The organism is Pseudomonas chlororaphis subsp. piscium, from assembly GCF_003850345.1.
Lineage (GTDB): Bacteria > Pseudomonadota > Gammaproteobacteria > Pseudomonadales > Pseudomonadaceae > Aquipseudomonas > Aquipseudomonas piscium.
Genome location: NZ_CP027707.1, coordinates 2,331,669 through 2,341,660, shown reverse-complemented (window position 1 = coordinate 2,341,660; position 9,992 = coordinate 2,331,669). Strand labels below are relative to the sequence as shown.

General features: G+C 65.2%; 12 protein-coding genes. 10 read left to right on the top strand and 2 right to left on the bottom strand.

Going from position 1 to position 9,992, the window contains the following annotated elements; translation table 11 throughout:
* Positions 1-25 precede the first annotated feature (25 nt).
* Positions 26-640 carry a hypothetical protein gene (locus C4K38_RS10925; RefSeq protein ID WP_053278305.1) on the top strand — a complete coding sequence of 205 codons (615 nt, stop codon included), beginning with the start codon at positions 26-28 and terminating at the stop codon, positions 638-640.
* A gap of 147 nt (positions 641-787) precedes the next feature.
* Positions 788-1,411 carry an HAD family hydrolase gene (locus tag C4K38_RS10920; protein WP_053278304.1) on the top strand — a complete coding sequence of 208 codons (624 nt, stop codon included), beginning with the start codon at positions 788-790 and terminating at the stop codon, positions 1,409-1,411.
* A gap of 23 nt (positions 1,412-1,434) precedes the next feature.
* On the opposite strand, the gene C4K38_RS10915 is transcribed toward C4K38_RS10920, so the two are convergent.
* Positions 1,435-2,448, bottom strand: a complete 1,014-nt coding sequence (locus C4K38_RS10915; RefSeq protein ID WP_053278303.1) for an AraC family transcriptional regulator — start codon at positions 2,446-2,448, stop codon at positions 1,435-1,437.
* 171 nt (positions 2,449-2,619) lie between these two features.
* Between C4K38_RS10915 and C4K38_RS10910 the strand changes: the two genes are divergently transcribed.
* The 7 genes from C4K38_RS10910 to C4K38_RS10880 all read left to right on the top strand — a co-directional run bounded on the left by C4K38_RS10910 (position 2,620) and on the right by C4K38_RS10880 (position 8,066).
* A complete protein-coding gene (locus C4K38_RS10910) occupies positions 2,620-3,471 on the top strand; it encodes a 3-hydroxybutyryl-CoA dehydrogenase (protein WP_053278302.1) in 852 nt (283 codons plus the stop codon).
* Positions 3,464-4,060, top strand: coding sequence for a TetR/AcrR family transcriptional regulator (locus C4K38_RS10905; protein ID WP_053278301.1), 597 nt, complete (start codon positions 3,464-3,466; stop codon positions 4,058-4,060). The genes C4K38_RS10910 and C4K38_RS10905 overlap by 8 nt, the downstream gene beginning before the upstream one ends.
* Before the next feature lie 275 nt (positions 4,061-4,335).
* Complete coding sequence (locus tag C4K38_RS10900) at positions 4,336-4,524, top strand: DUF1843 domain-containing protein (RefSeq protein ID WP_053278300.1); 189 nt, start codon at positions 4,336-4,338, stop codon at positions 4,522-4,524.
* Between the two features lie 34 nt (positions 4,525-4,558).
* Positions 4,559-5,194, top strand: coding sequence for a DUF1842 domain-containing protein (locus C4K38_RS10895; protein ID WP_053278299.1), 636 nt, complete (start codon positions 4,559-4,561; stop codon positions 5,192-5,194).
* A gap of 52 nt (positions 5,195-5,246) precedes the next feature.
* Positions 5,247-5,828: a DUF1842 domain-containing protein gene (locus C4K38_RS10890; protein ID WP_053278298.1), complete on the top strand. Its 582-nt coding sequence runs from the start codon at positions 5,247-5,249 to the stop codon at positions 5,826-5,828.
* 152 nt (positions 5,829-5,980) lie between these two features.
* The gene (locus C4K38_RS10885) at positions 5,981-7,444 is read left to right on the top strand and encodes a GDL motif peptide-associated radical SAM/SPASM maturase (protein WP_053278297.1); all 1,464 of its coding nucleotides are present in this window, start codon (positions 5,981-5,983) and stop codon (positions 7,442-7,444) included.
* A 208-nt stretch (positions 7,445-7,652) separates the two neighbouring features.
* A complete protein-coding gene (locus C4K38_RS10880; protein ID WP_053278296.1) occupies positions 7,653-8,066 on the top strand; it encodes a VOC family protein in 414 nt (137 codons plus the stop codon).
* Positions 8,067-8,099: 33 nt separating this feature from the next.
* Here the strand turns inward: C4K38_RS10880 and C4K38_RS10875 are convergent, their stop codons facing one another.
* Complete coding sequence (locus C4K38_RS10875) at positions 8,100-8,606, bottom strand: winged helix-turn-helix transcriptional regulator (protein ID WP_053278295.1); 507 nt, start codon at positions 8,604-8,606, stop codon at positions 8,100-8,102.
* 115 nt (positions 8,607-8,721) lie between these two features.
* Here C4K38_RS10875 and fabF point away from each other — a divergent pair, with 115 nt between their 5' ends.
* Positions 8,722-9,990: a beta-ketoacyl-ACP synthase II gene (fabF, locus tag C4K38_RS10870; RefSeq protein ID WP_053278294.1), complete on the top strand. Its 1,269-nt coding sequence runs from the start codon at positions 8,722-8,724 to the stop codon at positions 9,988-9,990.
* Positions 9,991-9,992: the final 2 nt, after the last annotated feature.

The following is a 9,992-nucleotide window of genomic DNA, read 5'->3' as shown; positions in this document are numbered from 1 at the left end:
TTCCCTGTCTTTGTCGAGTACTCCCATGCGTCGCCTGTTCACCCTGTGGTTATGGATCAATGCCCTCCTGAGCGGAATCGCCGTGGCGGCCCCGCTGGCGCTGATGGTATTCGCCGACCTGCAACTGGTCGTCCCCCGGGACGTCAGCGGCACGCTGTTCGGCGGGGCCATGGGCTTTCAGCTGTACCTCGGAATCTGGCTCCTCTGCGCCCTCGGCCTGACCCTGGCCCTGCTGACCCGCATGCCCGGCGCTCGCCTGGCCTGGATCGTCGCCGGCCTGGTGCCGCTGCTGCTGGGTGCTTGGTGGCGGATCAATTACCCGGACGATGCCGACGGCAACCTGATCTTCAGCCCACAAGCCTGGGAGCTGGACTACGCCATGGCGATCGGCTGCGGCTTTATCTTCAGCGGGCTGCACTGGTATCGGCGCGGGCGTCTCAAGCCTCGGCCAGCCGCCACTAGCACGGATGTGCTGTTTCTCCAGACCGTCGGCGCGCTGATCCTGGCCAGCCTGTTCATCCTCCCGCCACTGAACTCCATCAGGCAGCAGGCCCTGCCCAACTGTGCGTTCAACAAGGCCGGGCAACAGCTGACGGTGTGCCTGGGCGATGACCCGAACGAGCAGGTGATTGTCGACTGAAGGATGGCTGTGGCCCTGACACCAAAAGCCGCGACCAGCGCATGTCGGTTCGCCGGAAACCGGGCCTGGGCCGCCGATAAATTGCATTGCGCCGCACGCCGTCGCAGGATGTCGCCCTGACCCACAACCGCTCAAAAGGACGTGTTCATGACAATTCGTGCTGTGGTTTTCGATTTTGGTGGCGTGCTGTTCGACTGGAATCCGCACCATCTGTACCGCCAACTGATCCCTGACGATGCCCGCCGCCAATGGTTCCTCGACACCATTTGCACCCAGGCCTGGAATACCCAGCAGGACGCCGGGCGAACGCTGGCCGAAGCGACCCGCAGCCTGGTGGCCGAACACCCGGAACATGCGCCCCTGATCGAGGCCTATTACGGACGCTGGCCGGAGATGCTCCGCGGCCAGCTGGATGAAGGCGTGGCCTTGCTGGAAGACCTGAACCAGTCGCAAATGCCGCTGTTCGGGCTGACCAACTGGTCCCAGGAGACCTTCCCCTATGCCTGGGACAACTATCCGTTCCTGCGGCGCTTTCGCGACATAGTGGTATCCGGGCAGGAGCGGCAGATCAAGCCTGATGCCGAGATCTACCACACCACCCTGCAGCGCATTCGCGCGCACCTGCCGGAGGTGGCGCCTCAGGAGTTGGTGTTCATCGACGATCACGCGCCGAATATCGTCGCCGCCAAGGCCCTGGGCTGGAATGCGATTCACCACCAGTCCGCGGCTGAGACCCGGCGGCAGTTGCAGACGTTGGGATTGACGGTTTGAACTGAGGTGGGCGCGCCAGCCTGTCAGCTCGCAGGCTGGAATCGCGCGCGGTAGCGGCCGGGGCTTTCGCCGGTCCATTTCTTGAATGCGCGGTGGAAGGCGCTGGGCTCCTGGAAGCCGGTGCGTTCGGCGATTTCGCCGATGCTCGCGCGGCTCTGGCGCAGCAGTTCGACGGCCATGCCGCGGCGCACTTCGTCCTTGATTTCCTGGTAGGACACGCCCTCGCGCTCCAGGCGCCGGCGCAGGGTGCTGGGGCTGATCCCGGCTTCGCTGGCGAAGGCTTCCAGGGTCGGCCATTGGCTGTAATCACTGCGGCGCAGGCGTTGATAGACCTGGGTCGCCAGGCCGTGCTGGTTGCGAAAACGGATCACCAGCCACTGCGGCGCGCTGCGCAGAAAGACCTTGAGTGCGGCCAGGTCCTGGACCACCGGCAGGCGCAGAAAGCGGCTGGCGAACTCGATTTCGGTGCGCTCGGCGCCGAAGGTCAGGTTCGGCCCCCAGAGCAAGGCATCGTCGCTCAGGGACAGGCGCGGATAACGGAAGTCGGCGCGGTCGATAGGAATGCGCCGCCCGCCGAGCCAGCACAGCAGGCTGATCATCAGCACCAGGAAGGTCTCTTCGCCAAAACGCCCGGCGGCTTCATCGCGGGGATGGCTGTCGAGGCTCAGCACCGCGCGCTTGCCACGCACACTGAGGCTGCCGCGAAAGTCGCGCAGGAACAGGCCGAAGTTGGCCAGGCACTGGCGCAGGGCTTTTTCCAGGGTCGGCTCCTGGATCAGCCCACGGCAGATCAGGGCAAAAGCCCCCGGTGGCAGGCCGTGGGAATCAAGCTGGAAAAACTCGTCCCGCAGCTCGCGGATCTGGATCAGCCACAGGGCCGCGAACGCGCTGGCCGGCACCCGCGCCTCGGGCTGGCCGAGCAAGGCCGGATCGATGCCCGCCTCGGCCAGCACCGCGGCCAGGCGCTCGGGCTCCTCGCGCAAGGCGTGGACCATGACCTGCACGAAGTAGACCGCGACCGAATCCTTTTCCCGCATGGAATGACTGCTCTCTGTGGCTGTGGACATGGCAAAAAACGCCAGCGCGGCTGAGCGCTTTTGGCATAGGCCGGGGTCGGCGCGGGCACTAGACTCGCGCCTCGAAGGTTGCATTGCAAGACGCGTTCGCGCTGCTCTGCGACACGCCCGGACGAAGAAAGAGAAGCCAAGATGAATCTGCAGAATATCGGCGTGATCGGCGCCGGCACCATGGGTAACGGTATCGCTCAGGTCTGTGCCCAGGCCGGGTTCGAAGTGACCTTGCTGGACATCAGCGACAGCGCCCTGCAAAAGGCCGTGGCCACGGTGGGCAAAAACCTCGACCGGCAGATCGCCAAGGGTGGCCTGGACGAAGCGCAGAAACAGGCGATTCTGGGGCGCATCCGCACCAGCACCGACTACGCCAGCCTGGTCGATGCGCAGCTGGTGATCGAGGCCGCCACGGAAAACCTCGAGCTGAAACTGCGGGTGCTGCAACAGATCGCCGCCCAGGTTGCCAGCACCTGTGTCATCGCCTCCAACACCTCGTCGCTGTCGATCACCCAGCTCGCCGCCAGCGTCAGCGCGCCCGAGCGCTTTATCGGCCTGCACTTCTTCAACCCGGTGCCGGTGATGGGCCTGATCGAAGTGATTTGCGGCCTGCAGACCAGCGACGCGACCCACACCCTGGCCCTGGACATGGCCACCCGCCTGGGCAAGGTCGCGATCACCGCCGGTAACCGCCCGGGCTTCGTGGTCAACCGCATCCTGGTTCCGATGATCAACGAGGCGATCCTGGTGTTGCAGGAAGGCCTGGCCAGCGCCGAGGACATCGACGCCGGCATGCGCCTGGGCTGCAACCAGCCGATCGGCCCGCTGGCCCTGGCCGACCTGATTGGCCTGGACACCCTGCTGGCGATCCTTGCGGCCCTCTACGATGGCTTCAACGACAGCAAATACCGGCCCGCGCCGCTGCTCAAGGAAATGGTCGCCGCCGGTTACCTGGGGCGCAAGACCGAACGTGGTTTCCACCGCTATGGCTGAGCGTTGCTCGCGTTTCGCCGAAAGCCGCGACAAGGCCCTGGAGCTGTTCGCCAGCAAGGGCTTCGGCCAGGTCGGCATGCGCGAGCTGGCGAGCCATCTGGGGCTGACCCCGGGCTCGCTATATCACCATTACCCGAGCAAGCAGCACCTGCTGCTGGACTTGATCGAAGAGTTCTACGACGAGCTGCTCGACACCCTGGGGCGCATCGAACGGCGGCTCAAGGCGCCGGACGATCGCCTGCGCACCCTGATCCGCGCCCACCTGAAGCTGTACCGGGAACTGCCCCGGCATTTTCGCCTGGTGGAGCGCGACAGCGGTTGCCTGAACCAGGACCAGCAGCAACGCGTGCGCCAGTTGCGCGAGCAATATGAACACCGTTTGCTGATGCTCCTCGGCCCGCTGCCGCGGCTCGGCGACGCGGCGCTGCTGGCCACCGGGCATGCCATCGCCAGCCTGCTCAACAGTGCGCCCGGCTGGCTGGCCGAACAGCCCTTGGCCGAACACGAGCGCGAAACCCTGCTGGAACACCTGCTCAGCGGCGCCCTGGAGCGGCTGTTGCACAGCGCGCCGCAGAGTGCCGTGGCCTGATGCCGGGCCGGGGCGATCCTGCCCTTTTCCGCCCACTCCCGGGAGTCGAAGTACCCCCCGCCGCTTGTATCTATTCTTCGTAAGCCGCGTCCTGCTGATTGCCAAACGCGCTATGTCGCCGCGCCAGTTGCTTGTCCCGCCTGAATATATTTTTTCCCGATAACGGCTATTCGAAGTTATTCGGTGGCCCTTGCGTTTGCCCCGTGCCCGGCCTGCTTAACTGCAAAAGCTGCCGGATAGCGCAGTCTCTACAACCTCCCACGGAAGGCAACGCCATGAGTTCATCCTCGCAACATGTCATTCCGCCCTATGGAGTGGCGATTCAGAAAGCAATCTCCCTCGGCAACCTGCCGCAGATGAAGTCCCTGCTCAAACAGCGCGATAAATCCCAGAAAGAATCCAAGGATCTGAGCAGCGCTTACGAGCAGTTGGCACAGGAAGTCGCCCGTCTGGAACGGCACTAAGGCTGTTCCATTTTCTAATGCACTGGAGGCAATCATGTCCGGTTCCACTACGTCCCCTGTTGGCCTGTTTCCCCTCAGCTACCGGATCGGCAATCCGATCCCGGGCGCGCCGAGCCTTGCTCTCAACCTGTTGGTCTACACCCCCGACCAGACTGTGCGCGGCACCTCGCTCATCACCCAGGCCGTCAATCCTCCCCTGGAATTGCCGTCCGATGTGTGGGGGCAATACACCTACCTGACCGTCATGCCGCCCAGCACGAGCAAGATCCTGGTGACCGCCCAGGGCAATCAGGGCGGACCGAGCTCCAACTCGATCGTCACCTTCAAGATCCAGTTGGTGGTGGACGAAGACTGGCAAAGCGGCGTCGCCAACTACCAGTACTACAACGGCCATCAATGGGTATCGGTCGAAAACGTTCCGGCCCATCTGGTCGGGCCGGTGCCCTCCTACACCCTGCAAACGCACCAGGAAACCGCTCCGGCCCTGCAGGCGTATCCACCAATCCATCCGCTGTATGCCGCGCCAATCCATGGCGCCATCGCCAGCGGCGACCTGGCCCAGATGAAAACCCTGGCCAGCCAGGCCACGCAGCAACTGGAGCAGTTGCCACAACTGCGCAACGCGCTGGATGCAGCCAAGGACGAAATCGGCAAGCTCGAGCGCCGCTGACCGCCGCTCGCCCCTGACCCGACTTCCCTGAATACGAACAAGGAGTTGCACCATGCAAACTGGACTGTTCCACACCCGCCTCCACGTCACCACGGCGCTGCTGGGGGCCCCGGTTCTGACCCTCGACCTTCTGGTCAACACACCGCAGAAAAAAGTCAGCGGCGTGGCCCGCGTGTTCAAGAGCACTTATCCGCCGGTGAACTTCTTCGCCGACGTGTGGGGTGAGTATTCCCAGCTCCACCTGGACCCCTCGACCGAAGGCCACATCATTCTAAAGCTCGACGGCAACCCCAGCGGTCCGACCAGCCAGATCGCCGAGACCTTCCACCTGCGGGGGATTCTCGGGCTCGACTGGGCCAGCGGTTCCGCCAGCTACCGGTACTACTACCAGGGCAGCTGGCAGGACGTGCAGCACGGCACCGTCAGCCAGGCGTCGATCCCGCACCCCGAACCCGTGCCGCATCACCCCATCCCGCTGTATGCCGTGGCGGTGCAGCATGCCCAGGCCAGCGGTGACCTGGCGCAACTCAAGGCGGTGGTCCGCCAGGGCGAACAGCAGCTGGCCAGCAGCGATGCGCTGCGCAGCGCCTTGCAGCAGTTGAACGCCGAGATCGCCCGCCTCGAAGCTCGCTGAAAGGTGGCGTCCGGGCCTGGCCTTCCTTCCCCAGGGCCAGGCCCGGTTTACCACTGGCAAACCCTATGTCCGCTCGGGCCGGCATCGCCAGGGACGGCGCGGACATCCGCCAGGTTCGTGCCGCGCGCCTGTGTGCGCCCAAAGGACTGTCCATGTCAGCCAATCGCCCCGCCCGCTACCTCAGCGAAACCGACCTCAAGCGTTACGTACCAGTGCATGTGGTCTGGGAAATCACCCTTGCCTGCGACCTCAAATGCCTGCATTGCGGCTCGCGCGCCGGCCACCGACGCCCCAATGAATTGAACACCCAGGAATGCCTCGACGTGATAGACGCCCTCGCCGCCCTCGGCACGCGGGAAGTCACCCTGATCGGCGGCGAAGCCTATTTGCGCAAGGACTGGACTCGCCTGATCCAGGCCATCCACGACCACGGCATCTACTGCGCGATCCAGACCGGCGGGCGCAACCTCACCCCGGCGAAAATGCAGGCCGCGGTGGATGCCGGGCTCAACGGCGTGGGGGTTTCGCTGGACGGCCTGGCACCCTTGCATGACGCCGTGCGCAACGTCCCGGGCTCCTTCGACAAGGCCGTGGACACCCTGCGCCGGGCCAAGCAGGCCGGACTCGCGGTCAGCGTCAACACGCAGATCGGCGCGGCCACCCTGCCCGACTTGCCGCAGTTGATGAACCTGATCATCGAACTGGGCGCCACCCATTGGCAGATCCAGCTGACGGTGGCCATGGGCAACGCAGTGGATCACCCGGAACTCTTGCTGCAACCCTATCAACTGCTGGAAGTCATGCCGCTGCTCGCGCGCCTCTACCGCGAAGGCCTGGAACGCGGCCTGCTGATGAACATCGGCAACAACATCGGTTACTACGGCCCTTACGAACATATGTGGCGCGGCTTCGGCGACGAGCGCGTGCACTGGAGCGGCTGCGCCGCCGGGCAAACGGTGCTGGCCCTGGAAGCCGACGGCACGGTGAAGGGCTGTCCTTCGCTGGCGACGGTGGGGTTCTCCGGCGGCAATGTGCGCGACATGAGCCTGCACGACATCTGGCACTACAGCGAAGGCATGCATTTTGGCCGCCTGCGCTCGGTCGACGACCTCTGGGGTTATTGCCGCAGTTGCTACTACAACGACGTGTGCCGCGGCGGCTGCACCTGGACCTCGCACTCGCTGCTGGGCAAGCCGGGCAACAATCCGTACTGCCACTACCGCGCCCTGGACCTGCAGAAAAAGGGCCTGCGCGAACGCATCGTCAAGCTTGAGGACGCCGCCAAGGCGTCGTTCGCGGTCGGTCGCTTCGACCTGATCACCGAACGCATCGACACCGGCGAGACGGTCAGCAGCGTCAGCGACAGCGGCCAGGTGATCAAGCTGGCGTGGATCAACCAGGGGCAGAAATCCCCCGAGGAGGGACGCCTGCCCACCCGACTGGCCCTGTGCCGCGGCTGCTGGCAGTACATCCATGCCCACGAAACCACCTGCCCGCACTGCTCGGCCGATGTGGCCAGCGCCGAGGCCGACTACCTGGCCGACCGCGCCCGGCAGCAGGCGATCATGGACCGCCTGACCGGCCTGCTGGGCATGCCCCAGACCCGGCTGGTGTAGCTCCACCCAAGGCTCGCCGCCGACCAGGCGGCGGGCCTGACAGGAGGGGTGCACCAAGGGCGATAACCCGCCACTGCCCCATGAGAAAACCGTCTAAAAACGAGCCCACTGCCACACAGGTTTGGGCTTTGCTAGTGGAGGTCCCACCCATCAGCTTTTGCCAGCGGGCAGACGCGCCCGCTGCCCCTGCCTATCCGGGAGCCCCACCATGAAAATCAATCCCTACCTGATCTTCAACGGCGATTGCGCAGCCGCCTTCAAGTTCTACGCCCAGTGCCTGCAAGGCACCCTCGAAATGATGATGACCTTCGGCGAAAGCCCCGCCTGCGAGCATATTCCCGCCGAGTATCACAACCTGATCATCCACACCCGCCTGCTGGTGGGCGACCAGGCCATCATGGGCTCGGACAGCACGCCCGATCGTCCTTACTCGGGTATCCATGGCTGCTCGATATCGCTGAATGTCGACAGCATCGCCGAGGCCGAGCGGGTGTTCGCCGCGCTGGCGGACCAGGGCACTGTCCAGATGCCGTTGGAGGCCACCTTCTGGGCGGCGCGCTTCGGCATGCTGGTCGACCGCTTCGGCGCCTCGTGGATGGTCAACTGCGAAAAGGGCCAGTGACAGGCGCCTGTCGCCGCGGCGATCCGCGGTACCTCAGGCCTCGCGCTTGGCCGCCATCGCCTGCATGCCCCCCAGCCGCTGACGCATGCCTTCGCTGGCCATCGGCCCGACCTGGACCGTGCACTCTTCCAGCGGCACCGGACGACCATCGACCAGGTCCGCCATCATTGGCCGCACCGGCCGGCCGCTGGCGCGCTCGACAATCTGCACGCTTTCCCCTTCCGGCGCGTAATGGCGATTGCCCCAGGCGACGAACGCCATCAGCACCACACGAAAATCCTCGCCCCGGGCCGTCGGCACATATTGGTAGCGCAGCGGCCGCTGACTGTAGGCCTGGCGCTCCAGCAAGCCGGCCTCGACCAGCGAATTCAAGCGGCGGGTGAGCATGTTGGGGGCGATCTCCAGGCTGCGGGAAAACTCCTCGAAACGCCGCAGGCCATGCAGGGCGTCGCGCATGATCAGGATGCTCCACCACTCGCCCACCCGTTCCAGACTGCGGGCAATCGGACATTCTTCGTGAAGGAGGGTCTTGCGTTGCATGGCGGTTCCTCGGATTTCGTGGTTGCGTATTTGTGGTCCGGGCATGTTACTTTCATGATGATAGTGACGTCCATAGAGCGACACACCCCACTCGAGATGAAGGAGCACAAAGGTCATGAACAAACGCATTGTCGTCACCGGCATGGGCGCATTGACCCCGCTGGGCTGCGGCGTCGAACAGGTCTGGCAACGCCTGCTGGCCGGGCAATCGGGTATCCGCCGGCTACCGGAAGAACTGATCGGCGACCTGCCGATCAGCATCGGCGGCCAGGTTCCCGACCGCCTCCAGGACCCGCAGGCCGGCTTCGATCCGGACGCGCTGCTGGCGCCCAAGGAACAGCGCAAGATGGACCGCTTCATCCTGTTCGCCCTCGCCGCCGCCCGGGAGGCACTGACCCAGGCCGGCTGGGCACCGCAGACCGCGGAGGCGCAGGAACGTACCGCCACCATCATCGCTTCGGGCGTGGGTGGTTTCCCGGCCATTGCCGACGCCGTGCGCACCACCGACAGCAAGGGGCCGCGCCGCCTTTCGCCGTTCACCATTCCATCCTTCCTCAGCAATATGGCCGCCGGTCATGTGTCGATTCAGCATGGCCTGAAGGGACCGCTGGGCACGCCGGTGACGGCCTGTGCCGCGGGTGTCCAGGCCATCGGTGACGCCGCGCGGATGATTCGCGCCGGGGAGATCGACGTCGCGGTCTGCGGCGGCACGGAAGCCACGATTCACCGGGTCAGCCTTGCCGGTTTCGCTGCCGCGCGCGCCCTGTCGAGTGATTTCAACGACACTCCGGAACGCGCTTCGCGGCCCTTCGACCAGGCCCGCGACGGCTTCGTGATGGGTGAAGGCGCCGGCCTGCTGGTGATCGAGGAGCTGGAACACGCCCTGGCCCGGGGCGCCACGCCGATCGCCGAGCTGGTGGGTTACGGCACCAGCGCCGACGCCTATCACATGACCGCCGGGCCAGAAGATGGCGACGGTGCCCGTCGCGCCATGCAACAGGCGTTGCGTCAGGCCGGCGTCGAGCCGTCCCAGGTCCAGCACCTGAACGCCCACGCCACCTCGACCCCGGTGGGCGACAAAGGCGAACTGGCGGCGATCAAGAGCGTGTTTGGCAACCACAGCGAGCTGGCCATCGCCTCGACCAAATCGGCCACCGGCCACCTGCTGGGTGCTGCCGGCGGGATCGAAGCGATCTTCACCATCCTGGCGCTACGCGACCAGATCGCCCCCGCCACCCTCAACCTGGAAAACCCGGATGCCGGCGCGGAAGGCCTCAACCTGATTCGTGGCCAGGCGCAACCGCTGGCGATGGAATATGCCTTGTCCAACGGCTTCGGGTTTGGCGGGGTGAATGCCAGCGTGCTGTTCCGGCGCTGGGTGTAAGG

Bases quoted from the DNA above. Each gene is read 5' to 3' on its own strand.
- C4K38_RS10925 (WP_053278305.1), top strand. From the start codon at position 26: ATGCGTCGCCTGTTCACCCTGTGGTTATGGATCAATGCCCTCCTGAGC.
- C4K38_RS10920 (WP_053278304.1), top strand. From the start codon at position 788: ATGACAATTCGTGCTGTGGTTTTCGATTTTGGTGGCGTGCTGTTCGAC.
- C4K38_RS10915 (WP_053278303.1), bottom strand. From the start codon at position 2,448: ATGCGGGAAAAGGATTCGGTCGCGGTCTACTTCGTGCAGGTCATGGTC.
- C4K38_RS10910 (WP_053278302.1), top strand. From the start codon at position 2,620: ATGAATCTGCAGAATATCGGCGTGATCGGCGCCGGCACCATGGGTAAC.
- C4K38_RS10905 (WP_053278301.1), top strand. From the start codon at position 3,464: ATGGCTGAGCGTTGCTCGCGTTTCGCCGAAAGCCGCGACAAGGCCCTG.
- C4K38_RS10900 (WP_053278300.1), top strand. From the start codon at position 4,336: ATGAGTTCATCCTCGCAACATGTCATTCCGCCCTATGGAGTGGCGATT.
- C4K38_RS10895 (WP_053278299.1), top strand. From the start codon at position 4,559: ATGTCCGGTTCCACTACGTCCCCTGTTGGCCTGTTTCCCCTCAGCTAC.
- C4K38_RS10890 (WP_053278298.1), top strand. From the start codon at position 5,247: ATGCAAACTGGACTGTTCCACACCCGCCTCCACGTCACCACGGCGCTG.
- C4K38_RS10885 (WP_053278297.1), top strand. From the start codon at position 5,981: ATGTCAGCCAATCGCCCCGCCCGCTACCTCAGCGAAACCGACCTCAAG.
- C4K38_RS10880 (WP_053278296.1), top strand. From the start codon at position 7,653: ATGAAAATCAATCCCTACCTGATCTTCAACGGCGATTGCGCAGCCGCC.
- C4K38_RS10875 (WP_053278295.1), bottom strand. From the start codon at position 8,606: ATGCAACGCAAGACCCTCCTTCACGAAGAATGTCCGATTGCCCGCAGT.
- fabF (WP_053278294.1), top strand. From the start codon at position 8,722: ATGAACAAACGCATTGTCGTCACCGGCATGGGCGCATTGACCCCGCTG.